This window comes from Lactobacillus sp. ESL0791, assembly GCF_029433255.1.
GTDB lineage: Bacteria > Bacillota > Bacilli > Lactobacillales > Lactobacillaceae > Lactobacillus.
In genome coordinates this window covers 1,186,992-1,211,837 of the sequence record NZ_JAQTHU010000001.1, presented here as the reverse complement: position 1 = coordinate 1,211,837, position 24,846 = coordinate 1,186,992, and the positions used below count along the sequence as shown (strand labels likewise).

The window sequence follows — 24,846 nt, the reverse complement described above, 5'->3', positions numbered from 1 at the left end:
AGCAAACTTTGCTGTCATTCTCCTTCACATAAATAATTACTTCTATGTGAAAGAGTGAAAAAGTAAGGCGCAGAACTGATAAAATAAAGGTTGCAATGACGGTAATAAGAAGTTTTTTTCTTGTCCGGTATGCTATAATCTGCATAAAATATAGTTTTACAAAAAGAGCAGGAGTTTACGCGATGATGAAAACACGCAAAATTTATCAATTTCGGGCGGATTTAAATGGTGCGAAACCGCCAATTTGGCGCCGCTTTTTAATTGATGGTGACCAGGACATGGTTTATTTGGCAAAAGCATTAATGGGGATGTTTCGCATGTCCCCTGGCTATCATCTTTTTGCTTTAAAATTTTTGAATGGCAATAAAAATAAACAAAAAGCAATTAAAGTTAAAGACAGGGCAAAGTTAGATCCAGAGACACAGAATAAGCTCGAAATACTGGATATCCTATCTTCCCTTGTTGGTACACAGGATACAGAATACTTAATGCCTTGTGATACTGAGGATGGTTTGGAAATGTCAGGACGGTCGGCTGATGAATACGAGCCGGGAACAACGAAATTAGCTAAAACCGGAGCGAAAATTGGCGATAAGTTTTTATTAGAATATGATTTTGGTGATAGCTGGGAAGTTACGGTAAAACTTGAAAAAATTCTCAGCCAAAAGTCTGATCAAATCATTCCAACTGCAGTTATTAAAGGTAAGGGTTATGGCATTATTGAGGATATTGGCGGAATTTGGGGATTGATGGATTATAAGGATGCCGCTGAAAATGGTGAAGTTGACGAAGATATGCAAGAGTGGCTCGGAGAAGAAATTAATTTGGCCGACTTTGACCTCGAAGACATTAATGATGAAATGAATTCGGTCATCGAAGACAATTTGGATGATTATTATGAATAGACGCTTGAATGCATTGGCTGACATGGTGGATGCTGGCAGCCGGGTAGCAGACATTGGCACCGACCATGCCTATTTACCGATCGAATTAGTTAAAATAGGTAAAATTGACTATGCGATTGCCAGTGATATTGCACAAGGGCCGCTGCAAAATGCTCAAAATGATATTAAAAAGGCCGGGCTCGAAGATAAGATCACGACTAGGTTAGGCTCAGGGCTTGAACCCATTACGCATGATGATAGGATTGATACGGTTGTTATTGCCGGCATGGGCGGAAAACTGATGACGACAATTTTGAATACAGCCTGGGAACAAAATTTTCACTTTCCAACACTGATTCTTGAACCGAATGTCGGTGAACCCGGGGTCCGCAAGTGGCTATGTGCGCATAATTATCAAATTCAAGATGAAGATTTGCTTGCTGAGGCCGGCCATACTTATGAATTGATCAAGGCTAAAACTGTAGACAAGAAGATACCTTTGAGTCCCAAAGAGCTCTTTTTTGGCCCACAAATTTTGCAGGAAAAGAACAAGATTTTTTACCAAAAATGGCAGGATCAGCTTGCATATCATGAGAAGCTGCTGGTCAATTTAAATAAAGCAAAAAAGAAAGATATTACGCACATTGCACAGATTGAAACCGAAATTAAGTTTATTAAGGAGGAAATAAATGACTAAGGTTAAAGAAATTATTGACCGTCTGCAAGTGGATTTTCCAGAAAAACTTGCCAGTCAAGGCGATCCGGTCGGCATCCAGATCGGTTCAGTCGACCAATCGGTTACAAAAATTATGACAACGCTTGATGTCCGCCCTAATGTTGTGGCTGAGGCCGTTAAAAATGGGATCGATCTGATTATCAGTCACCACCCGGTAATGTTTCATCCTGCAGATAATCTTGATTTTTCTGATCCGCAAAAACGGATGTACGGGCAGATTATTGCAAATGGGATTACAGTCTATTCGATTCATACTAACTCTGATAAGGCACAAAATGGTTCCAGTGATTGGCAGGCCGAAGAACTGGGCTTGACGGCTATTCAGCCGTTTTGCCTTGATGATGACGGTATTGCAATCGGCCGTAAGGGCAAACTGCCCGAAACAATGACTGCCAAAAATTTTGCTTATTATGTTAAGGAAAAGATGGGCATTAAAATGGCGCGCTTGATTACTGCAGATAATTCGAAGCAAATTGAAACGGTTGGCTTTATTTGTGGGGATGGTGGCAAATTTTGGCGGCAGGCAGTTGCTGACAATCTTGATGCGTTTATTACCGGTGATATTTATTACCATACAGGGCACGATATAGTTTCTTCAGGCCTGACGGTGGTTGATCCCGGTCATTACACGGAAAAAATATTTAAGTATAAGATGTACGACTTGCTGAAAAAGTGGAATACTGCCAACAAGTGGGGGGTGACAGTTGAATTTTCAAAGGTTTCGACCAACCCCTTTCAAGATTTGTTTTAATAAGGAGAAAAAATGAAATACCCAAATTTATTACCAAGATTTTTAAAATACGTTAAGGTTAATTCCCGTTCTGATGAACATGCAGACCGTTTTCCTTCAACTGAGCGTGAGGAACGATTTCAAAAAGAGGTAATCCTGCCGGACTTAGAAAAATTAGGCTTAAGCGATGTTCATTATAACCAGCAATCGGGCTGTGTGATTGCTGAAGTGCCAGCAAATATTACGGCTGATGTTCCTGTCATGGGCTTTTTGGCTCACTGTGATACAGCTGATTTTAATGCCGAAAATGTTCAGCCGCAGGTACACGAGAATTATGATGGTAAATCCAAGATTCAACTTGGTGATTCCGAATTTTATTTAGATCCTGCAGTTTTTCCTAATTTGAAGAAATATCAAGGGCAAACAATTATTACCGCATCTGGTGACACGCTGCTTGGCGGCGATGACAAGACTGGGGTAGCCGAATTAATTACTTTGGCTGAATACCTTTTGACTCATCCGGAAGTTAAGCACGGCAAGATTCGCTTTGCCTTTACGCCCGATGAAGAAATTGGCACGGGAGCACAACATTTTGATGTTCCTGAATTTAGTGCCGACTTTGCCTTCACGGTTGATGGAGAAGAACCGGGCAAGCTAGACTGGGACACTTTTTCGGCCGCTGCTTTCAGCTTAGATATTCAAGGGGTTAATGTTCATCCGGCTGTTGCCAAAGATCAGATGATTAATGCCATTCAGGTAGGAATTAATTTTCAAAATCAACTGCCGCAGGATGAGGTACCGGAGAAAACTTCCGGCCGCCAAGGCTTCTTCCATTTAGACAATTTCCAAGGGACGGTTGATAACGCTCACTTGGACTACATTGTGCGCGACTTTGAACGCGATGGCCTGGAAAAGCGCAAGAATCTGGTTAAAGAAATTGTTGCCAAGATGAACGCTGCGTTTGACAGTGAGCGCATTAAGCTGGAAATGCATGACCAGTATTATAACATGGCTGATGAACTTGCTAAGCATATGGATATTGTTAATATAGCGCGCAAAGCCTATCAAGAAGAGGGGCTAACGATTAATGAAGATCCTGTCCGCGGCGGAACTGACGGCTCACAGCTGACATATATGGGACTTCCTTGTCCTAATCTCTTTGCTGGTCAGGAGAATATGCACGGCCGCTTTGAGTATACTGTTTTAGAATCAATGGAGAAGGCAGTTGACGTGATGGTCAGAATGGTGCAGTTAAACGCTGAAAATCATCATTAGTGAAACAAAAATATTCTGTTTACTGAAAAATGAAAATAAACCAAAAGCATCTGCAGTAAGGTTTTGCCTTTATACAAAATTGTCCACAGATGGTCGTGAAAATTATTAAGATGTGCTAATTGCTTGTTATCAAGGCGTTAGCGCATTTTATTTTTTTAAAAGAGCGAAAACTGCTTTGGTGAAACAATTAAATTTATTTGAGAAAAGTTTTGCTAGGAAAAAGAAAATGGTGTATGATATTGTCATAGATAAATAATACACTATGGATAGAAGGTGAACTAGTGGAATTCAAAGATAATATTCCAATTTACTTGCAAATTGAGCAATACCTTTTCCGCCAAATTGCAATTGGCAAATTGCCAGCTGGGCAAAAGGTACCATCCGTGCGTAAGCTGGCGCTTGAATTAACGGTTAATGTCAATACGGTGCAGCGGGCGCTGCAGCAAATGAATGACCAGGGAATTTTATATACCAAACGTGGTGAAGGCAATTTCGTCACGGAAGATAAAGAACTGCTTGCACAAACAAAAAGAGACTTGGTTAACGATGAACTAAGCAAGTTTGTTCAGAATATCAGGGAACTAGGCATCGGTAAAGAAGAAATTTTACCGCTGCTAGAACAATATTTACAACAGGAAGATAACAATGAATGAAATATTAACGATTAAAAACTTAACTTACAAGAAAAACCAAAAAACTATTTTACGGGATGTCAATTTAACACTTAGCTCGGGTAAAATTGTTGCTCTGCTTGGTGAAAATGGCGCCGGTAAGACAACGTTGATGCGGATTATCAGCGGTATGGCGAAAAAATATAAGGGAACGGTTGAAGTTGAGGGCATCACTTCAGAAAGTGGAAAAAAAGCCAAAATTGCCTTCACCGATGGGTTAACCGGTTTTAATAATTCAACCAAGATTAAGAGCGTGGTTGAATTTTACGAACATATTTTTGAAGATTTTGATACCAATGAATTTGAGCAATTATACAAATTCATGAACCTGGATCCAGAAATGAAGCTGGGGCAGTTATCGCGGGGGATGCGGGAAAAGTTGATTATTGCACTGACCTTTGCTAGAAAAGCCGACCTGTATCTGCTTGATGAACCGTTTGGCGGAATTGATGCCATGGCCCGCAAGAAAATCATTAATTCGATCATTTTGTGGAAGGACAAAGAGGCCACGATTTTGATTTCTGATCACTTTGTTAACGAAATTGCTTCTCTTCTTGATGAAGTTGTCATTATCAAGGACAACACGGTTTATGCGCATAAATCTGCCGAAGAAATTCGCGAGCATCATGAGAGTATTGAAGACTACTATGAAGGACTTTACGAGGGAGAGGATGAGTAAATAATGACCACTTTTGGCAAAACTTTTGTTGAATTTTTTAAGCAAAAAAGCCGCGTAACGCACCAGGTAATTTTAATCCAAATAATTGTTTCCTTTATATTTGCTCTTTTTATGGTTTTCAGCCATGGCGGGGTTTTTATCAATAAAGACGTGCAAATGTTTGGCTTGCCGATTGATTTTTATACTTCTTTTTTAGCGACATCCTTTATTACTGCATTTATTTATTTGTTGATTACCTGCGCCAAGAATGAAAACGTGAATCGCAGTCAAACCTGGCGCTTAATTCCGTTAGCCGATGGCAATATTTATTTATGTAACACTTTGAGTTCTTTTTTATCACTTATTTATTTAAATTTATTGCAGGCAATTTTTGTGGGAATTTTAACTGGTTGGGTTTCAGCAACTAATCAAGACTTTCGTAAGAGTATCAATTCTTCGATTAATGATATTATGCAGGCGGTAACAGAGCACAGTGATTTTGTAACTGCTCATCTTACGGAAGCACTGGAATTAATTATTCTGATGCTATTAGTCGGCTTAGCGATTTATATCAGTGTCAGTTTCTTGAACTTTAGCAGTCGGTCGTTGGTTGACTTTTTGCCAAGTATTTCCAGTAAATTTTTGGTTAATTTGATTCGCATAATTTTGATTATTGCGATTTGTTGGTTGGTAAACAGAATTATGGGCATTCTTAATCCTATCTTGCGCATGCCATTCGATTTTGTAACTGGCAGTGGTGATTACGGAAGGATCAGTACAGTGCTGCTAATTGTTTTAGCCTATGACCTTGTCATTGGTGCAATTAACATGTTCTTAATTAGTCATTCGTTTGAAGCCGAACCGAATAAATAAATGTTAGAAAGATAGGGATAAAAATGACATCTTTTAGGAATTTATTTCATGAACTGTTTAAGCAGCGAAGCAATTTAATTTGGCTTTTCTTTTTACTGCAAATTCTCATTGCACTTGTCGGTGGGTTGATGTCTTTTAGCCAAGATAGTCACATTACCATTCGCAACTTTCAGTGGGGCGACTTCTTTGTGGCTAGCGGAACAATATTTCTATTTTTGGGGTTAATTTACGATTTGCTTTTTGTGATTTTAACAGCTTACAGGAATGAAAAGATCAATCAGAGTCAAACTTGGCGCTTAATTCCGGCAAGTTCCGGGAAAATTTATCTGACTAATCTTTTTAGTTCATTTATGGCATTAGTTGGTTTAGCATTACTGCAAATAGTAAGTGCTGGCGTACTCTTTGGTTTAGCTGAAATAAGTTCTGCTGCCATGCGTCAAGACACCGCCAAACTTTTTGCGAACATAAATTGGCGCTGGGATCGAGATCAAACTAATGCTGTAATTTGGATAGTTGGCACGTTAATCTTTTTGATACTTTTAAGTATCTTACTGTATGCCGTAACCAGTTTTATTAACTTTTCCAGTTCCTCGATCATTAATTTTTTGCCAAGTGTTTCCGGCAAATTCGCATTATTGGTAACCCGCTTGCTACTAATAATCGTTATCTCATGGGTAATAATTCGAGTGATTAATATTTTCAATTTTGCAAATATAAGTTTGGTTGATACACAAAGAATCACAATTTTTGATTTAGTATTGCTAGTGATTAATTTAATTTTCCTGGCAGCCAATGTTCTAATGATTAATAAAACATTTGAAGCTGAACCGAATAAGTAATGAAAGGCGAGAAGTAAATATGAAGACTTCTTTTAAAAATTTGTTTTCTGAACTGTTTGAACAACGACGTAACTTAATTTGGACCTTTCTTATATTGCAAATAATCAGCGCTTTGGTCAGCGGCGTACTGTGCTTTATTAAGGGCGATAATCAAATCGTACTTGTTCACTTTCAATTTGGGAATTTCTTTCTTTATACAGCTAACTTGCTTCTAATATTTTGTTTATTGTACGACCCGATTTTTGTAATTTTAACAGCCTACAGTAATGAAAAAATTAATCGCAGTCAAACTTGGCGGTTAATTCCCGCAAGTGCTGGGAAAATCTATCTGACCAATCTTTTTAGTTCGTTTATGGCAGTAGTGGGACTTACGATACTGCAAGTAATAAGTGCTGGCGTTTTCTACGGCTTGGCCGAATTATGTTCTGAGAAAATTCGACAAGAAACTTTAGCAAAATTTAGCTGGTCCTTAATTGAAGCTAATGAAACCATTTGGCTAGTTGAAATCATTGTCTTACTAGTTCTATCAGTAACGTTATTTTATCTGGTCCTTAGCTTTATTAACTTTACAAGTTCAACAATTGTTGATTTTCTACCATCTGTATCCGGCAAGTTCGCTTTATACTTAGTAAGACTACTGATCATAATTTTAGTTTGCTGGCTGGCATACGAGATACTCGACATATTTATCTTTAATGGTCCGAATTTGCGAACTTTTGCAGAGATTATCTTTAATGGTGATTTTGGTAATATTACTCGGGTTAATTTAATTCTTTTAATTATTGATCTAATTCTTGGCATAGCTAATGTTCTAATGATTAATAAAACGTTTGAAGCAGAATCCAATAAATAAAGGAGGGGAAAAACACAATGCAACTTTCGGCTAAAATTTTTAAAATGCTTTTTAAAGGTAAGCTTAAAACAGTTAATTGGTTTTTTATAGTGCAAATACTAGCAGCAATTACTCTAACACTTACTTTCAGGCCGATTTCAGAGATGTTTTTTAACAATTTTGCAGCAATTTTCTTTGTTTCTAGCTTTATTTTGGAGGCACTGTACTTAATTTATTCAAGTTTACGCGCTGAAAAGTTAAACAGTAATCAGACTTGGCGGCTAATTGCTGTTAGTGATGGTCAATTTTATCTGGCTAATATCTTAAGTTCACTTATGTCATACATTTATTTTGGGATTATTCAAATAATTACGTTTTTTATGTTAATTATGCTGCAGGACGTTAAAACTAATTTCGTTTTACAAGACATAAAAACTATTCGTAACATCATTAAGGATGTTGGCGTGAGCGAAACGATCGGTGTTTTATTTGTGATAGTTTTAATTGGCTTAACCTTTTATCTATTTGTTAGCTTGATAGATTTTAGTAGCGAAGCAATCGTTGATTTTCTACCAATCAGTTCTGGGAAATTTATGGTTAACCTAATTAGAATAATTATCTTGGTTATCATTTGTTGGATAGGTTTTCAAGTGTATAATCTTGTTTGGCCAATCATCGCAAGAGAATCATTATCAGAGATTGCCTTAAATCTGGGGGAATACTTACCAGGTAATTTAACTGTATTTCTTATAACCGATATTATTTTGTTGGCGACCAATTTATTGTTAATTACTAAAGCATTTGAAGCTGAACCGAATAAGTAAAAGGGAGGGGAGAACACGATGCAACTTTCAACTAAAATTTTTAAAATGCTTTTTAAAGACAAATTTAAAACAGTTAATTGGTTTTTTATGGTTCAATTACTAGCAGCAACTGCTATGACGCTGCCGTCTCCAGAAATGATTTTCAATAATTTAGCAGCAATTTTCTTATTTTTAAGTTTTGTTTTTGATGCACTGTATTTAATTTTTTCGAGTTTACGCTCCGAAAAATTAAACAGCAATCAGACTTGGCGGTTAATCCCAGTTAATGATAGGCAATTTTATCTAGCTAATATCTTAAGTTCACTTATGTCATACATTTATTTTGGAATTATTCAAATAATCACATATCTTGCTTTAATCGTGTTGCAGGACATAACAAGTAATTTCATTTTACAAGACATAAAAACTTTAGGTAATATCATTAAGGATGTTGGCGTAGCGGAAACGATCGGGTTTTTAGCTTTAATTGTTTTAATTGGCTTAACCTTTTATTTGCCTGTTAGCTTGATAGATTTTAGCGGAGAAGCAATCGGCGATTTTCTGCCAACCAATTCTGGAAAATTTATGATTAATCTAATCAGAATAATTATCTTGGTCATCATTTGCTGGATAGGTTTTCAAGTATTTATTCATCTTGTTTGGCCAATTATTGAAAGAGAATCATTCCGCGAGATTGCCTTAAATTTGGGAGAGTACCTGCCAGGTAATTTAACAGCGTTTCTTATAACCGACATTATTTTGTTGGTGACCAATTTGTTGTTAATCACCAAAGCCGTTGAAGCCGAACCGAATAAGTAAAAAAGGAGGAAAAAAGAATGAATGAAAGCAAAAATTTATTTAGTGAATTATTTAGAAAAAGGAGTAAATATGCGTACTGTTTTCTGCTGGTTCAGCTGATTGGCGCGGTTTTTATCGCTGCTTGGCTTGTGAGTAGCACACTGGGCAATTATACGGCTAGTCCTTGGAAAGAATTTCCAGTCGTGTATGTTTTAACGATTTTTATCACCAGTTTTGTTTTAGATACGATTTATTTAGCTTATAGCAGCAGTAAGGTCGAAAAAGTTAACCGCAGCCAAACTTGGCGACTAGCACCTGTCAGTGATATTGGTCTTTACTTAGCCAACACTTTAAGTGCATTATTTTCGTTTATTTATCTAATGATTTTGCAGGTTTTAATTATAACTGTGCCTGAATTTGTCTACGATTTATTTATAAATGACCATCAAGATTTTAGTAATTTTGTTTCTTTACTGCAAAGAGTAGGCATTGATCGTATCTTAGAAACGGCATTAATGTTCGTTTTAGTTGGTGCGGCTCTTTATGTAACTGTTAGTTTTTTAAATTTTACAAGTCATTCATTAGCTGAATTTTTACCCGGGACTTCAAGTAAACTTATTGTTAATTTGATTCGCTTAGTGTTAATTATCGTTCTTAGTTGGATTATGATTGATTTTATTGATAACGTTTTGCCGCAGATGGTCGGTATCTTTGAAGGAATCTCCCATGGAATTAATCGTAAGATGATAGAAGAGCTGATTATCATATTTAGTTATGATATTGTGATTGCAGGAATTAATTTATTTTTGATCAATCGCTTTGTTGAAGCAGAATCGAATAAGTAAAACTTTAAAATAGAGCAAATTAAAAACGCCTTCCAGGTTAAACTACTTGAAAGGCGTTTTTTATGTTTGAGTCAAGAAAAGAATAATTGTTTTTTAATTTCTGCTTCCACTAAGTTAATGGATCTACCTGTTATCAGCATTGAAAGAAGTCAAGAAACAAATTACAGAAAAGATAGAGCAAATAATCAAGCTGAATTGTCAAATCAAGTGCAACACCTGGATTAAAGACTAAACTGAATAATATGTTTTTGTTGCTAGTTGGTGCAGATGGAGCGTAGCGAAATCTGCACCAACTTTTTTTCTGTCAGGCTATCTCTGCCATAAAAACTTCCCTTGCTGTTTGATATCCGAGAATTCTCCGATGTTTGTTATTCAAGGCATTTTGTGCCCGTTTTACATATTCATCAGTCACCTTTGCCATTGTCTTGCCCTTAGGGAAAAATTCTCGCAGCAGGCCATTGGCATTCTCGTTACTGCCACGCTCACTTGGTGTGTAAGGATGGGCAAAATAAACATCTACCCCCTTCACTTCATCAACGCGAGCAAATTCTGAACCATTGTCAAACGTAATCGTTTTAAACCAACCAGGGTGGTCATTGACTGCTTTCTGAACTGCTTTGAAACAAGTATCTGCTTTGTAATCAGGTATTTTAATTATGATTTCAAAGCGAGTTTTGCGATCAGTAAGAGTCAGCAAAGCCGAACTAGTCGCACGCCTAATGCCTTTCACCAGATCCCCTTCAAAGTGGCCAGCCTCACTGCGTTCATCAGCTGCTTTAGGTCTTTGCTCAATAGAATTGCCAAGACGTTTCTTGTGTTGGCGGGTACGCTTACGATGATGTCCTGAGTGCCTTAGCCGAACTTTACGAGGAAGATCACCGTTCTTAATTGCCAATTTACCTTGATCAATTAAGCGGTAAACCATTGGTGTTGAGGGACAGGGGCAACTAGGATACATTCGCTTGTAATTAGCAATAAAACCATCAATACCATCATCACGAAAGGGATTCTTGATAATCAATGTCAGCTGATTAAAAAAATCCTGTGCCTTAAGGCAATAATCTTTAGCATGACAAGCTTGTCGCCGCCTATGATAATAAATTTGCGCCGTATCAGCGAAGTAAGCACCGAAATACTTACCTTGATAATCTAGCTGAGTCGTGCGGTTACGCTTTAATTCGCGGGAAATAGTACTGGCATTGCGCTCAAGTTTAAGAGCAATTTTACGCATGGATAAGCCAGCTTCAGATAAAGCTTGAATTTGACCGCGTTCAGCAGGAGATAAATGAGTATATGTGTTAGAATTAACTGAAGTCATAAAAGACACCTTTCTGTTATTGGGGTAAATAATTAACAGTTTAGTCTTTATGGCTTTTTTTGTCGTGCTTTATCAACTGTTGCACTTAGATTGTAAACTCGGCGAGCAAATAATCAAACAATTATTAAACTATTACCCGGTTTCATTCAAAAGTATGAAGAACACAAATTTCTTCAACTTTTAATTACAAATAATTTTAAACTAGTTAGAAAATAGAGCATACTACTAAAATTAATGAGCATGAGCAGTGAAAAAGTACTAGCATACTAGTTAAGCTTAAAATAGAGATACCGAAAAACATCTTAAATATAAAAGACAATTATCAATTTTGTTTTAATACGCAAAATACTATGCTATAACCAATTAATAAAAATTTAGGTAAGGAGTTATTATGAAGCACAAATATTTACTTTCTATTATGTTATTTATTTCTTTATTAAATATCGCTACACAATTTACTACGAACAAAGTTTATGCAGCCAGATATGCAATAGTCAGTCAAAAAAATTACAAGATAAAGCCGTATCATATCAAAAATCCATGTAAGAATATGATTATATGGAATAGGGACCATACTAAGAAAAAAGGCAATTTAAAAGGTTTTACTGACAGTACTTTATATGTCAACGGAAAAATTACTTTGAAACATGGTACTGAAAAAGATAATTACTATAAAATATCGGGAGATTCCTTAGCACAGCCTGCCTATGTTTGGCAAGGCTATTTAGCAAGAGGCATGTCGAATAGACCAATATGGCTTTTTGATCCAAAAAATCCGGCAATTGATAAGTCAATTAATGAACTCAATAATAAAATCAACAATAGCTTAATCAAGCTTTTTCCAGGAACTGTTAGAAACAAACAAGTGCAATTAGCTGCTGATTTATATGGCAGAATGCCATACGATGTTACTTCGTTTGATAATATCAAACCATATACGTATGTTGAAAAAGACTTACTGGATAAAGACAACAATAATATCGTTAGACTTGTCAATAATGAGAAATTCACAGGACCAGATAATCAGTTGCTGTCATTTGAAAAAAAGCAAATTAATCAAGAATTAGTAAAGCAAGGTAAAAATTTCACTGATTTTAGTAATTATTTAATTGGTGGCTATGTTACTCCTAAAACAAATAAGAAGAATTATGGTAAATCAGTTATTTATTTATTGCCCACAAATGCAAAACTACCTATACAGCCTCGTGTTTATTTTGACCCTAAGACAGTAGAATATCCCTATTGTATAAGTGGTTCATTAATTGATCAGAAATTAATAAAGCTTTTTCCTAAAACAATAAAGAACAAACAAGTCCAGTTAGCCGCTGATTTAGAATTTGGTTATTCTGGCTATAACACTGATGATGCTGATGACGAGGATGAACAAGGACATGCTGATATAGTCAGTGATATACTGGGATTTAAAAATCCTGATGACAAAAAGTTGATAGAATTTTCTGACATTAGTTCTTATAAAGGTGCAATTAATTCTGCTAAAGACAGAAAAAAGATATTTAAGAGCGAAAAAGAATTAATAAAAAAAGATTTGAAAAAAATGCACAAAACATTTACTGATTTTGAAAACTATAGGATCGGAGCGTCTTCAGTATTTGATGAAGATGACCCTGAATCCCATTCATTTGAGTTTTATATATATTTGATTCCTAATAAAAAACAACTTCCCCATATTGGTAAGTATACTTTCAATATTAATCAAGTCTCTATAAATTGACTGACATAGCAAAAAAAGTAATACATTATGCTGTATCTTATATTACTTCTTTTTGCTTATTCAGAATTTAATTGAGTCGCCGTCTGACTGTTGGCTGAAGCGGACAAGACAATCAAAATACTGATTAATTTTTTATTGTTCACCGCTTTTCCTTTCTAATTTATAATATTAGTTATCTTATAGTATATTCTGTTTAAGGTTGACTAACTACAGTGCAAATTAAAAACGTCTTTCAAGTAATTAACTTGAGAGGCGTTTTATTTAATGACTAGGCATTAGTCGTCATGTAATCATAGAGCTGATTGATTTCTTCGCTGGTAAATTCACCATCACCAGTCTTCATCGCATGAATCTTTTCTACTGAGAGGTGACTGGCAAAGGCCAAGTCAGTATCGTTTACATGGTGCTTTACCTGATAATCGATAATTGCATTGGACAATTCTTCTTGTTGATCCATAATAGATTCTCCTTCTACTTCTTACCTTAATTTTAACGGAAAAGACCACAAAATTCAAAAATGAATTATTTAAAAAGTGCCAATTTTATTAAACGGCCAGTAGCGTAACTTAACTTGACCGACTAACGCACTGCGCTTAACAAAACCGAAGTATCGGGAATCTTTGGAAACATCACGGTGGTCACCCATGACGAAGTAACAATTTTTCGGTACCCGTCTTTTCAGTGTGAAATCGTTAGTATAAGACTGGCCTGCGGCATTGTCGGCTTTTTTATACTTATTATTTAAGTATGGCTCGGCGATTTGTTTGCCGTTAATGTATAACTTATCCTTCTTTGAGGTGACCATGTCACCGGGCAGGCCGATGATGCGCTTGATATAAATGGCACCTTTTTCATCCGGAGCCTTGAGAATCACAATATTGTTGCGTTGGGGATTAAAGTGCCTCACCGCAATTAAACGATCATTATTTTCAAAAGTCGGTTGCATGGATGGTCCCGAAACATTATCGTTTGACAGGACAAACGTAAATAGCAGATAGTAGATGCCAAGCATAATGACTACCATGATAATGACATCAAGGACAGATCTGCCAAAGCTTTCTTCATTTTGATTTTTAGATTTATTCGTCATAACTTTTTCTAAATCCTTTGAATGCAATATTAATTAGTAAGTTTGTATTTTATTAAACGGCCAGTAGCGCAACTTGACTTGACCGATAAATTCGCTGCGCTTAACAAAACCAAAAATCCGTGAATCCTTAGAAACATCGCGATGGTCGCCCATGACAAAATATTTTCCTTTAGGAACCTTAACTGTAAAATTATTGGTATAAGTCATACCGCGGTCGTTGTCAGCTTTTTTGTAATTATTATTTAGATACGGCTCGGGCAATTGTTTGCCATTAACGTAGATCTGATCATTTTTGGAAACAATCGTGTCACCAGGCAAGCCAATCATGCGCTTAATATAAACTGCTCCAGGCTGGTCGTTGGCAGCCTTAGGGGCATACAAAACAACTGTGATGTTGCGTTTAGGCTGAAACTTTCTTGAAGCGATTAAACGGTCATTGTCTTCAAAGGTCGGCTGCATTGAAATACCGGACACGCGGTCGTTAGAGAAGGGCGCAAAACTTGCTCTGAACAGCAGCCAGAAAGCAGCCCAGATGACTGCCACCATAATGACAGCATCAAGGATAGTTCTGCCCCAACTCTCATTTTCTTGCTTGTTAGTTTTAGATTTATTAGCCATAAAAATTCTCCTTTGTTTGCTTGTCTTTTATTATAACTGAAATCTAGCTCTTGGAATGGTAAAATCATATAAGGACGTGAAGATGACAAATTTTTTAGATAAAATTAAACAACAAGACCAACAAATTGGCAACCAACTGGTTCATGAACAAGCAATTGAGGTTGCCGCAATAATCAAGACCGTTGCAGATGGAAAAGTGCTGCTGCAAGCACCAGCAAAATTAGGCTTACTGCCTGACCAATATGAAACGATTGCATCTGCAAGCAGGGAAGGCAAGCGTTCCAGTTTAAAAGTGATGAATAACTTGCTGAACAGCGTGCGGCAATTTTTATCATTGAAATACGGGGTCTGGTCGCTGCCTAATCTGACAACGGCAGCTCTGATCAAATGTCAGCTGAAGGTTAATTCCGCTTTGGAGATTATGGCAGGTAACGCCTACTGGTCGCTGGCATTGGCACAAGTCGGGCTCAACGTCAAAGCAACGGATTCTTTGGAATGGTCCAAAACTTCTTCCACAGGTGCCCAACCATTTTACCCGCTTTTACCGCTCGGGGCCACTGAAGCCATCAAAAAATTTCACGGTGTCGACCTTATTGTCTGTTCTTGGGCGCCGAATTTTACCAAAAGTGATCTGGAAGCAGTAGCAGCCTGGCGTAAGTACAGCCCGAACAGTCACTTGTTGTTTGTCGGTGAAAAAAATGGTGCAACCAATTCACCGGAATTTTGGACCAAAATGCAATTTGTTAAATCGCAGGCAATGCGTGAAATTGACAATTCATTTGTGAGTTACGATTTTATAGACGAGCAAATTTTTGAGATAAAAGCATGAATTATAAAAAAATCTTACTAATTTTTATTACCTTTTTGAGTTTTTTAGGCATTGGCAGCATGCTGTCGAACATTCAGTCGCGGGAAGCAGACCAGCTGCTTGAGGCTCACGGTCTTAGCAATAACACCCGCTATCTTAAAATCAACAGCAAAAAGTCGATTAGTAGTTTCTTGAAATATTTGACTAAAACTTATCCTAATAAAAAAATTCAACTTCATTTAGACAGCCGTTATGGAAAGGATCAGGTCTTGGTTTGGGCCAACCATAACGTTGTTACCATGCCCACCGAGTCAGGCCGCTATTTTTCTTCCGATGATTTTACCGGGCAGATATCATTTGCAGTTCTTGGTGCCGAGGCAAAGGTAACTACTGTTAAGACACAAAATAACCAATATATTTTGTGGGGCAACCGTTATTATTCCGTCATTGGCAATTTAAAGCATTACCGGCAGATCAAGCAGAACAAATATTACCTGACAACCGGCATTATGCAGCCGACAGCCCAAAATCCGCTGAAAAATTACCGGGTCGTCATCGACGCAGCGCCTAAATTGACCCAAAAGATTGCACGGCATTACCATACACAGGTTTACACGCCGCTTTTTGTAAAAAAACACCAAAGCCGGCAATTTTCGGTAATTCGTGAATTATTGCTAATTTTATTGTTTTTAATAATCGCCATTTTAGCTAATGTACTAATTGCTGTGATCAACTGTGAATCGGCTAGACAAAGCCACTTGCGCGGCAGTTTGCTACAAACACTGCTGGTAAATCGTGGCGGGCGCCTGATTTTATTTGAAGCACTGCTTGAAGTGCTTGCCTACATTTTTTTACGTTGGCGCGCCTTCTATTCGCAGCCAATGCATTTAGGATTGCTGCTGCTAGGCAGTTGGCTGATTACGATCGCTAGTTACATCTTGACGAGCATTTACTTAAAACGCAAAGGAGATAGACTTGCTTAATTTACCAGATGAATTTACACATAAATATCGCCAATTGCTGGGAAACACAGAAGCAGAAAAAATGTTTGCTGCAATGAGTCGCCAGCAAAAACGGGCCTTTAGAATTAATTCGCTGAAATTTTTACCTCGGATAAGTTATGACGTGAGTCACCCGGTTCCTGGCATTCCTAATGCTTATTACGGACAAGCCGCCGGCCTTGATCCTGAATGGGTGAGCGGCAGTGTCTATTCGCAGGACCCATCAGCAATGTTTCCCGCAGAGATTGTTGGTGTTCAGCCAGGAGAGCGGGTACTGGATCTTTGTGCGGCACCTGGGGGCAAAAGCACTGCCCTAGGCGAAAAACTACAAAATTCGGGCCTGCTGGTTGCTAATGAAATTTCGCATTCGCGGGCAAAAATTTTACGGGAAAATATTGAACGCTGGGGAATTACCAATGCATTGATCACATCGGAAAAACCGGAAGATTTGGTCAAGCATTTTCCGCATTTTTTTGACCTAATTCTGGTTGATGCACCATGCAGCGGCGAGGGCATGTTCAGAAAAAATCCAGAAGCAATCGATTATTGGTCCCCAGACTATGTTTTAACCTGCCAGAAGCGGCAAAAAGAAATTTTGCTGCAGGCGGTTAAAATGCTGCGGCCAGGCGGCAGCCTGATCTATTCCACCTGCACATATGCACCGGAAGAAGATGAAGAAATTGTTGCTTGGTTGGTAAAAACATTGGGAATGAAGGTCTTGCCGATTGCCGAAAAGTATGCGGTGCAGGCTCGTCCCGGTCGGCCAGAGTGGGCCGATAATTTCCAAGAAGTAAAGAAGTCATTGCGATTTTGGCCGCAGGATAATTTGGGCGAGGGGCAATTCGTTGCCAAGCTGCAGCTACCAGTTGCAGCACAAGAAATTTCATCTAAAAAAGTTAAAAAAAGACAGAAAGAGCAGGCAACCAAATTAACCAAGGATGAGCAAATCATGCTGGCAGCGGTTTTGGATCAGTTTGTTCTGCCAGATTCGCTAAAAAATTGGCGGCAACATGCGCTAGTGCGTGCCGGGCATGTTTTTATTCCGGCAGTCACCGGTGCTCAGCTTGTGGGACTAAAAATTTTAAACAACGGTGTGGAATTGGGACAACTAAAAACAAAACGGTTCGTACCCAGCCACCAACTGGCCATGGTTTTAAGTCAGGAAAAGCAGGAATACAAAATTGATTTGGCCGCTAATACGGAATATCGCGCTTTTTTACATGGTGAAACTATTGCGGTCACAAGTCACTTGACGGGGTTCGTCTTGGTCAGCTACCACAATTTTACTTTTAGTTTTGGTAAAATAGTTAATGGCAGAACTTTAAAGAATTTTTACCCTAAAGGGTTAAGGACATTGAAAAGAGGATAAATAGATGCTAAAGCTAATTGCTACAGACATGGATGGAACGTGGTTAACGGATAAAAAAACCTATGATCAAGAGCTTTTCATGCGGGAATTTAAAATAATGCAGGAACGGGGAATTAAGTTTGTTGTTGCCAGCGGTAATCAATACGCAAATTTGTTGTCGCGTTTTCCGCAAGTTGCTGACAAAATTTATTTTATTGCTGAAAACGGCGCACTTGTGGCTAAGGGCAGAGAGGTCATTCATACTGAAAGCCTTTCTGATAAAGATTTAGCGACACTAATTAAGATCACGAATAAATATCCTTACAACGTTGTTACAGGTGGTCTGGTTAGTGCTTACGTGCGGGAAGCTGATGGGCCTGCTTATGCACATTGGCTTAAAAAATTTTTTTCGAAAATTACGGTTGTGAAAAGCTTTGATCAGCTTGATGATCAGATTTTTAAAGTGACTTTTGATTTACCAAAAGATAAATTGCCAGATCTGCTTGCAACTTTAAAGCAGGATTATCCTGAACTTGGTTTTGTTTCAGGGTCTACAACTTCAATCGACATGTCGACTAAGGGCATGAATAAAGCCGTGGGATTACAGTACTTGAGCAAAAAATTGCGGATTAATCCGCGTGAAATGATTGCCTTTGGCGACAGCGGCAACGATGTGGGGATGCTCAAATATGCGGGCATCGGCTACGCGACAGGAACGGCGATGCCGAGTGCCAAAGTTGCTGCCGATCGGATCATCGGTTCAAGCAATGATGGTGCGGTGCAAAAAGAAATTTGGCGGCTGCTCAATAACTAAAATTATTTAAAGTCTTAAACAAGAGGTTAAAAATTGATTATTGATACCAAAGAATTGCAGAAACAAGTTATTGCCAATAAGCTAAAGCATGGTTTTAACACTACGGATATTAAATTTGAACTTTTGCTACTGTATGGTGAAGTAAATGAACTGTTTGAAGGTTGGCTGAAAAAAGACCATGACAATATCGATGAAGAACTTGCAGATGTTGGGATTTTTTTACTAGGAATTGCGGAAATGCTGCATAGCGATTTAGGAGAAGATATCGTCGAAAAAATTAAGATTAACGACAAGCGGGTCTATGATAAAAACGGACATAAGGAAATAAAAGAAGAATAAATAGTGATAAGGCAATCCAGTTGAAAGACTGGGTTGCTTTTTTGAATAAGAAATTGCGCTACCACAGATGTAACCGGCTAAAGCCTTGATATTAAAGACATTTAACTGGTTTTTGTAACGCCTGGTTGCGTAAAAGTTAGTTGCGTTTTACCAATTGTTGTTAAAAAGTTGCTTGCTTATCTATCTTAATATGACAAACTGAAAGAAGAATAATTCTAGGAGGAAAAATTATGATCAAATTCGCAGAACAATTAAAAACTTACCGCAAAAAAAATTCCTTATCGCAAGACGATCTGGCAGCTAAATTATCAATCAGCAGGCAGGCGATTTCCAAATGGGAAGCGGGGGATTCAACACCGGATTTAGATAATGTTGTTAAGCTAGCAGGAATTTTTAACGTTAGCTTAGACGATTTAGTATTAGGCCTTAAAAATGATCCGAAAATAGACAGCAGCCAATTCGTTTTTGATCCGCAAAAGAATAAATATGTCCGCCGCTACGGCACGATGAACTTTTGGGATTTTTTGGGCCATTTTTGGTGGCTGACGTTAATTTTTTTGTTTGTTATCTTCGTTCTCGGCTTTTTTATTGCGCTTTCTCTTGGTTCGCATTAATAATTAGGAGATAAAATTCATGTTGAAAGTTCAGAATCTCAATGTCTTTATTGGTCATAAAAAAATTATTCAAGGTATTAATTTTCAGATTAAGGCTGGCGAAATCGTCGGTTTGATTGGTCCCAACGGCGCGGGCAAGACGACTACGATGAAAACGATTCTTGGCCTGACAAAATTTACCGGCACCATCAAAATCAATGGGGTAGAGGTTACCGCCAATAACCATCAAGCCTTAACCAAAACTGGAGCGCTAATTGAACATCCCGCAATCTATCCTTTTTTAACGGGCAGGCAAAATTTGATTCTGTACAGTAAAGATAAGGTAGATATGAATAATCTGATTGCGGTTCTAGAAATGTCTGACTACATTGATAAAAAGGTAGCAGGGTATTCTCTGGGGATGAAACAGAAATTGGGCATTGCGATTGCATTTTTAAATAAGCCCCAATTAATTATTCTTGATGAACCGATGAACGGCTTGGACGTTACCGCAACGATCCGAGTCCGGCAGCTGATTAAACATTATGCCGAAGCTGGTACCGCTTTTTTAATTTCCAGCCATATTCTCAGTGAATTGCAAAAAGTGATGACCAAGGCCATTTTAATCAATAGTGGCAAGATTATCATTGATCAAGAAGTAGCTGAATTTAACCGGCTTAGGCAGCAAAAATACCAGTTAGGCACGGAGAATAATTTGTCCGCGGGAAAACTATTGGCAGACAATAAGATTGAATTTGTCAGTCAAGACGCTTATTTAGTCGTTAAGCGGCAAGATGTTTATTCGATCCAAGATCTACTCCTCAAAAACCACATTCATTTAACAGAAATGCATCCCGCAACGGCAGATTTTGAACAAATAGTTGTTGATATTCTAGCAAAGCAGAGGTCATAATAATGACTAGCAGTTTCCAAGTAGAAGTTTATAAATTTTTGCACCAAAAAGTTCCTTATTATGGTTTATTGGCCTTGCTATTAACAATGGTTTACAACGCAATTACATCTAAGATTGACGCTGATACTTTAAGCCTAGGTTTTGGCGCAGTTGAATGGATCCTGATTATTTTAATTGCAGTTGGTTCAGCCTTCTTTGCAATGGAGTACAGCAACCAGACGATACTCATGCTGCTGTATAAAAATGCGGGCAAGTTAAAGATCTATCTTGCCAAATTTTTGGTTATCTTCATTTATGGTTTGTTGTTGACGCTGGTGGCAATTTTAAATACAGTTTTATTAAAATTTTTGCTTGCTGGTGATATTCACAACAAAACGTGGGTAACAGACTTGCTATTCAATATGATGGGCGAAGTCGTTTATGCTGTTTTCATTGTGGGCTTATCGTTTATGCTGATCATGCTGGTAAGAAACAATGCGGTTGTGATTTGTGTCGGTCTCGCTCTAGGATTTTTTGGTGGCCCCTTAGCAACTAATCTGATGAAGTCTTTTCCTAGCTTCGTTAATCTTTTAAAGTGGAATCCGCTCAACATGATTTTTATTTCGCAGCAGTTAACCAAGGCTTCTTACATGCAGATTTCCCATTTAACTAATCTGCAACTGGTTTTAGGTACACTAGGTTACGGTTTATTATTTGCGGTTTTAGGTTACTGGCTATTTAAAAAACGCAGAATATAAGAAAGAAGACACGAAGATGATATTCAGCATCAAGCAAGAATTTTATAAATTAACACATAAAAAAAGTACCTGGATTGCACCTCTATTTCTCCTTGCATTAATGCTTATGGCAGCTTTTGCTTTTGGGATCGCTGAAGGAAAGTTGCTGATGATGACCTGCTTTGATGCTCCTGACTGGATCATGTTCATTTTGGTAGTAGTTGGTTCGACCACTTTTTCAATGGAATTTCAAAATAACGCAATTTTAACCTTGCTTTATAAGGCTAACAGCAAAATTAAGGTTTACTTGGCAAAATTTGTTGTGATTTTTGCCTATGATCTTTTATTACATTTTCTTGCTATCATGTTTACGCTAATATTAAAACCAATTTTATTAGGAAGCCGCTATTCATGGACAATAATCTACCAATACCAGCAGCCACTGTGGGAGAACATGCTGAAGACGATGCTGGTTGATCTGATGACTACTATGCTGCTTATCAGTTTAGTCTTCCTGCTCTCATGCCTAAGCAGGAGTAATGCCATTGTGATCACCGTCAGCCTTTTGGTTATTTTTATGGGGCAATCCATTTCTGATGAATTGCTGACTTTCACAAAATTTGCAAATGTGAAGCTCATGAGGTGGAATCCGTTTAACATGTTCAATCTAACGCGGCAGTACTATAATTTTATAACGTATCATGCAACCACTAAATTGCTTAATCCCGAACTTATCATGGGAACGATGGCTTATCTACTAATCTTTTTTATTTTAGGTTACACGGTTTTCAGAAAGAGAAAGTTCTAGGGTACTAAAAAACGAGATCATTTTTTTGTTTGATCCCGTTTTTTCGTTGCTTAATCCTTGGCAAATAAATAATCAAATTGGTTAATTTCACGCTTTAAGGCAGCAGCGTTTTCTTTTGTCCCGATTTCTTCCATTAAGTTAGCATAATGGAAAGCCTTTTCTTTTTTCTTTGAGCAAATTTCCAGGCGTGTTTTGATTATCAATTTTTTATTAGCATTTTCCTGAGCCAGTGTTAATGCCTGCAATAGCGTTTCCTTAGCTTGGGCAAATTTGTTTTGGGTCATTTGCATAAACCCGCGATTAGTCAACAAATTGCATTTTAAGGATTTTAGAAAAGGGAAACGATTATCAATTGTCCAAAGGAGTCGATTAATGATCTCTGTAACTGTCTTTTCATCGAAGGCAAAAATAATGACACTTAGAAGACAAGTGTCCAAAACGGTTAACTCCTTAACTTGAGCAAGATAATCAAACCAAATTGGTTGAACTAGTTCACAAGCTCTGGAAAAGCCATGTGGTTGTCCCAATAATTGCAAAGCTTGCAAAATAATAGCAATTCGCCCAATGTCCTGATCGTTTTGTTCAGCTAAACAATCGTTGATTAAAGCGTCAATCTTAGCTTTTTCCGTTGTGTCTACAAGGGTGAAAAAGCGTATAAGCAGTTGCTGCTTTCTATTAGCCGAATAATTGCTTCTGAAATATTCAAATTCTTCTTCAGTGACACCAAGGCGAGCAATCAGTTTGACGGCATTTTCATGAGAAACGTAAAGCTTACCGTGCTCAATTTTGGATAGACTGCTGCGATCAAGAATTCCCTTGGATAGGCTTGCCTGAGTTATTTTGTGGGATGTCCGAAGCAAATGAATAGCTTCACCGAATTCTAACATGATATTTTCCTTCTTTTTACAGCGATAATATTTGTATTATAATCCTTTTACTTTGTACATCACAATTTGCAAAAAGAGAAGATTTCAGTTTAAAAGAGATAATTAAATTCTCGAATTTCGGCTTGTAACTTTAGCGCAATTTCCTTAGCGCCTATTTTTTCTAGTAAGTCTGCGTAATAGACGGCTGCCTTCTTATCTTTATCACAGAGCGCAATTTCTGACTTGCACAGCAGCACTTTGTGGTATTGCGCAAGATTTTCGGCAAGAGTCTGAGCCGTTAACAAAGTTGCTTTAGCATCCGTGAAATTATGTTTATCTAATTGCAGGCTTGCTTTATTGATTAACGAGCTGCATTTTAGCGACTGCAAAAAAGGGTAGTAACTGTCGATCGTAAAAATAATTTTGGCAATAATAGCTTTGTTAGTTTCATCATCAAATGCATAAGCAATAAAGTTCAAAAGGTAAATGTCAGTGATTGTTGGAATTTTAATATTACTTAAATAATCAAACCAGATGGGTTGAACAATTCTTTTTGCTTTCGCAAAGCCATTCTGCTCATTAAGTAAAAGTTGTGCGCGTAAGACGAGGATTATGCGCTTGATATCATCATCTTTGTCAATTTTGAGGCACTCATTTAAAATGCTTTTTATTTTTTCAGTTTCAACACTATAGTTGATATTGAAAAGCTGATATAAGATTTTACTCTTGGGGGTTGGCAAGTAACCACGCTCGATATATTCAAATTCTTCAAGACTAGCACCTAAGCGATGAATTAAAACACTGGCATCTGCACGTGACGGAAAAGACTTGCCACTCTCTATCTTGGAAAGCATGCTGCGGTCAAATAAATCCCCAGTCAAATTTTCTTGACTGATGGCTCTGTCTAACCTAAGTTTTTTAATCGTTTCTCCAAATTCAGGCATAATTACTCCTTTTTATGTCAAAGATATCCTAGTTAAATAAACAATTAAATTCTCGAATTTCGGCTTGTAAAGCTCGGGCTGTAGCTTGAGCTTCAATATCAATAAGTAGATCTGAATACTTTAATGCACCAACTTTATCCTTTTTACAAAGTGCAATTCGTCCTTTAACAAGAAGTAATTCAGCAAAATTTTTTGTCTTTTTTATTTGGTCTAATGAATTTCTAAACGTTGCAGTTGCAGCACTAAAATCGTGTTGTTTCATCTGTAAATAGCCTTTATTAATGATAAAACTCAATCTTAATTTTTGCAGGAAAGGATACTTATTTTCAATCGTTTTGACAGCTTCAGGGATGATAACCGCAATGGTTTCATCATCTAAAACAAAGAAAATCATGTTTAAAATGCATAAATCTGATATTGTCCAAGTTGAAGTTTTAGCTAAATAATCAAACCAAACTGGTTTCGCAAGTTTGCGCGCTTTTAAATAACCGTCTTTTTCTTCAAATACTTGTAAGGCCTGTAAAACCAGTGAGATCTTTTTGATATCATCGTCATTATCAAAAGCCGCGCAGCGCTTCAGAAAGTCGACAATTTTTTCCTGTTCAGTGGTGTAGTCTAGTTTAAAGAAATCATACATTAGCTTAAGCTTGGGTGACCAAGAATAGTCATTGCAAATGTACTCAAATTCATCGCCAGTAATTCCTAGACGAGAAATGAGTAAGTTTAAACTAGTATAGGATGGCTCAATCAAATTACGTTCAATTTTAGAAAGATCGCTTCTGTCTAGAATACCTTCTGCTAACTGTTTTTGTGTAACGTGCTTAGAGGTACGCAATGCCCTCAAGGTATCACCAATCTGTTTCATAATTACTCCTTTTTAATATGTGTGCAATTTTGCACTTTTTTCAGGAAGTTTTTAATAGCATGTTACTATTTAAAGTAGAGCGCTGTCAAAAACAATTATGTGCCTAATTTGCACAATTTTAGAAGAAAA

General features: G+C 37.4%; 29 protein-coding genes. 22 read left to right on the top strand and 7 right to left on the bottom strand.

Annotation, left to right across the window (positions count from 1 at the left end; all coding sequences use genetic code 11):
* Positions 1–182: 182 nt before the first annotated feature.
* The 12 genes from PT285_RS06030 (at position 183) to PT285_RS05975 (ending at position 9,944) form a co-directional block, all read left to right on the top strand.
* Positions 183–905 carry a plasmid pRiA4b ORF-3 family protein gene (locus PT285_RS06030; RefSeq protein WP_277148735.1) on the top strand — a complete coding sequence of 241 codons (723 nt, stop codon included), beginning with the start codon at positions 183–185 and terminating at the stop codon, positions 903–905.
* Positions 898–1,581, top strand: coding sequence for a class I SAM-dependent methyltransferase (locus tag PT285_RS06025; RefSeq protein WP_277148733.1), 684 nt, complete (start codon positions 898–900; stop codon positions 1,579–1,581). The genes PT285_RS06030 and PT285_RS06025 overlap by 8 nt, the downstream gene beginning before the upstream one ends.
* Positions 1,574–2,371 carry a Nif3-like dinuclear metal center hexameric protein gene (locus PT285_RS06020; protein WP_277148731.1) on the top strand — a complete coding sequence of 266 codons (798 nt, stop codon included), beginning with the start codon at positions 1,574–1,576 and terminating at the stop codon, positions 2,369–2,371. The genes PT285_RS06025 and PT285_RS06020 overlap by 8 nt, the downstream gene beginning before the upstream one ends.
* Positions 2,372–2,383: 12 nt before the next feature.
* The gene (gene pepT / locus PT285_RS06015) at positions 2,384–3,625 is read left to right on the top strand and encodes a peptidase T (protein ID WP_277148729.1); all 1,242 of its coding nucleotides are present in this window, start codon (positions 2,384–2,386) and stop codon (positions 3,623–3,625) included.
* A 281-nt stretch (positions 3,626–3,906) separates the two neighbouring features.
* The gene (locus PT285_RS06010; RefSeq protein ID WP_277148727.1) at positions 3,907–4,278 is read left to right on the top strand and encodes a GntR family transcriptional regulator; all 372 of its coding nucleotides are present in this window, start codon (positions 3,907–3,909) and stop codon (positions 4,276–4,278) included.
* Positions 4,271–4,975 carry an ATP-binding cassette domain-containing protein gene (locus tag PT285_RS06005; protein ID WP_277148725.1) on the top strand — a complete coding sequence of 235 codons (705 nt, stop codon included), beginning with the start codon at positions 4,271–4,273 and terminating at the stop codon, positions 4,973–4,975. Before PT285_RS06010 ends, PT285_RS06005 begins: the two co-directional genes overlap by 8 nt.
* A gap of 3 nt (positions 4,976–4,978) precedes the next feature.
* Positions 4,979–5,827 (top strand): hypothetical protein, encoded by an 849-nt coding sequence (locus tag PT285_RS06000; protein ID WP_277148723.1) that lies wholly within the window; start codon positions 4,979–4,981, stop codon positions 5,825–5,827.
* Between the two features lie 23 nt (positions 5,828–5,850).
* Positions 5,851–6,666, top strand: a complete 816-nt coding sequence (locus tag PT285_RS05995) for a hypothetical protein (protein ID WP_277148721.1) — start codon at positions 5,851–5,853, stop codon at positions 6,664–6,666.
* A 19-nt stretch (positions 6,667–6,685) separates the two neighbouring features.
* Positions 6,686–7,519 carry a hypothetical protein gene (locus PT285_RS05990; protein ID WP_277148719.1) on the top strand — a complete coding sequence of 278 codons (834 nt, stop codon included), beginning with the start codon at positions 6,686–6,688 and terminating at the stop codon, positions 7,517–7,519.
* 17 nt (positions 7,520–7,536) lie between these two features.
* A complete protein-coding gene (locus tag PT285_RS05985) occupies positions 7,537–8,322 on the top strand; it encodes a hypothetical protein (protein ID WP_277148717.1) in 786 nt (261 codons plus the stop codon).
* 18 nt (positions 8,323–8,340) lie between these two features.
* Positions 8,341–9,120: a hypothetical protein gene (locus PT285_RS05980; protein ID WP_277148715.1), complete on the top strand. Its 780-nt coding sequence runs from the start codon at positions 8,341–8,343 to the stop codon at positions 9,118–9,120.
* Between the two features lie 17 nt (positions 9,121–9,137).
* Positions 9,138–9,944, top strand: a complete 807-nt coding sequence (locus PT285_RS05975; protein WP_277148713.1) for a hypothetical protein — start codon at positions 9,138–9,140, stop codon at positions 9,942–9,944.
* Between the two features lie 304 nt (positions 9,945–10,248).
* Here PT285_RS05975 and PT285_RS05970 read toward each other — a convergent pair whose 3' ends face one another.
* Positions 10,249–11,262 carry an IS30 family transposase gene (locus tag PT285_RS05970; RefSeq protein ID WP_277148711.1) on the bottom strand — a complete coding sequence of 338 codons (1,014 nt, stop codon included), beginning with the start codon at positions 11,260–11,262 and terminating at the stop codon, positions 10,249–10,251.
* Between the two features lie 391 nt (positions 11,263–11,653).
* Between PT285_RS05970 and PT285_RS05965 the strand changes: the two genes are divergently transcribed.
* Positions 11,654–12,994 (top strand): hypothetical protein, encoded by a 1,341-nt coding sequence (locus PT285_RS05965; protein ID WP_277148709.1) that lies wholly within the window; start codon positions 11,654–11,656, stop codon positions 12,992–12,994.
* A 268-nt stretch (positions 12,995–13,262) separates the two neighbouring features.
* Here the strand turns inward: PT285_RS05965 and PT285_RS05960 are convergent, their stop codons facing one another.
* From PT285_RS05960 to lepB (PT285_RS05950), 3 genes are all read right to left on the bottom strand, one after another.
* Positions 13,263–13,451 (bottom strand): LBP_cg2779 family protein, encoded by a 189-nt coding sequence (locus PT285_RS05960; protein ID WP_277148707.1) that lies wholly within the window; start codon positions 13,449–13,451, stop codon positions 13,263–13,265.
* Between the two features lie 69 nt (positions 13,452–13,520).
* The gene (gene lepB / locus PT285_RS05955) at positions 13,521–14,084 is read right to left on the bottom strand and encodes a signal peptidase I (RefSeq protein WP_277148705.1); all 564 of its coding nucleotides are present in this window, start codon (positions 14,082–14,084) and stop codon (positions 13,521–13,523) included.
* 33 nt (positions 14,085–14,117) lie between these two features.
* Positions 14,118–14,702, bottom strand: coding sequence for a signal peptidase I (gene lepB, locus PT285_RS05950; RefSeq protein ID WP_277148703.1), 585 nt, complete (start codon positions 14,700–14,702; stop codon positions 14,118–14,120).
* An 82-nt stretch (positions 14,703–14,784) separates the two neighbouring features.
* Here lepB (PT285_RS05950) and PT285_RS05945 point away from each other — a divergent pair, with 82 nt between their 5' ends.
* The 9 genes from PT285_RS05945 to PT285_RS05905 all read left to right on the top strand — a co-directional run bounded on the left by PT285_RS05945 (position 14,785) and on the right by PT285_RS05905 (position 22,042).
* Entirely contained in the window at positions 14,785–15,531 is a 747-nt protein-coding gene (locus PT285_RS05945; RefSeq protein WP_277148701.1) for an SAM-dependent methyltransferase, read from the top strand.
* Positions 15,528–16,493 carry a hypothetical protein gene (locus PT285_RS05940; protein WP_277148699.1) on the top strand — a complete coding sequence of 322 codons (966 nt, stop codon included), beginning with the start codon at positions 15,528–15,530 and terminating at the stop codon, positions 16,491–16,493. The genes PT285_RS05945 and PT285_RS05940 overlap by 4 nt, the downstream gene beginning before the upstream one ends.
* A complete protein-coding gene (locus PT285_RS05935) occupies positions 16,486–17,880 on the top strand; it encodes an RsmB/NOP family class I SAM-dependent RNA methyltransferase (RefSeq protein WP_277148697.1) in 1,395 nt (464 codons plus the stop codon). The genes PT285_RS05940 and PT285_RS05935 overlap by 8 nt, the downstream gene beginning before the upstream one ends.
* Before the next feature lie 4 nt (positions 17,881–17,884).
* Positions 17,885–18,673 (top strand): Cof-type HAD-IIB family hydrolase, encoded by a 789-nt coding sequence (locus PT285_RS05930; protein ID WP_277148695.1) that lies wholly within the window; start codon positions 17,885–17,887, stop codon positions 18,671–18,673.
* 33 nt (positions 18,674–18,706) lie between these two features.
* On the top strand, positions 18,707–19,012 hold the full coding sequence (locus PT285_RS05925; protein ID WP_277148693.1) for a MazG-like family protein: 306 nt from the start codon (positions 18,707–18,709) through the stop codon (positions 19,010–19,012).
* A 230-nt stretch (positions 19,013–19,242) separates the two neighbouring features.
* A complete protein-coding gene (locus PT285_RS05920) occupies positions 19,243–19,626 on the top strand; it encodes a helix-turn-helix transcriptional regulator (RefSeq protein WP_277148692.1) in 384 nt (127 codons plus the stop codon).
* A 19-nt stretch (positions 19,627–19,645) separates the two neighbouring features.
* Positions 19,646–20,518, top strand: coding sequence for an ABC transporter ATP-binding protein (locus tag PT285_RS05915; RefSeq protein ID WP_277148690.1), 873 nt, complete (start codon positions 19,646–19,648; stop codon positions 20,516–20,518).
* Positions 20,519–20,520: 2 nt separating this feature from the next.
* A complete protein-coding gene (locus tag PT285_RS05910) occupies positions 20,521–21,255 on the top strand; it encodes an ABC transporter permease (RefSeq protein WP_277148688.1) in 735 nt (244 codons plus the stop codon).
* Between the two features lie 16 nt (positions 21,256–21,271).
* Complete coding sequence (locus PT285_RS05905; RefSeq protein ID WP_277148686.1) at positions 21,272–22,042, top strand: ABC transporter permease; 771 nt, start codon at positions 21,272–21,274, stop codon at positions 22,040–22,042.
* A gap of 50 nt (positions 22,043–22,092) precedes the next feature.
* Here PT285_RS05905 and PT285_RS05900 read toward each other — a convergent pair whose 3' ends face one another.
* The 3 genes from PT285_RS05900 to PT285_RS05890 all read right to left on the bottom strand — a co-directional run bounded on the left by PT285_RS05900 (position 22,093) and on the right by PT285_RS05890 (position 24,717).
* Positions 22,093–22,929 carry a helix-turn-helix domain-containing protein gene (locus PT285_RS05900; protein WP_277148684.1) on the bottom strand — a complete coding sequence of 279 codons (837 nt, stop codon included), beginning with the start codon at positions 22,927–22,929 and terminating at the stop codon, positions 22,093–22,095.
* A gap of 89 nt (positions 22,930–23,018) precedes the next feature.
* Positions 23,019–23,852 (bottom strand): helix-turn-helix domain-containing protein, encoded by an 834-nt coding sequence (locus PT285_RS05895; RefSeq protein ID WP_277148682.1) that lies wholly within the window; start codon positions 23,850–23,852, stop codon positions 23,019–23,021.
* Between the two features lie 28 nt (positions 23,853–23,880).
* A complete protein-coding gene (locus PT285_RS05890; RefSeq protein WP_277148680.1) occupies positions 23,881–24,717 on the bottom strand; it encodes a helix-turn-helix domain-containing protein in 837 nt (278 codons plus the stop codon).
* Between the last annotated feature and the right edge of the window lie 129 nt (positions 24,718–24,846).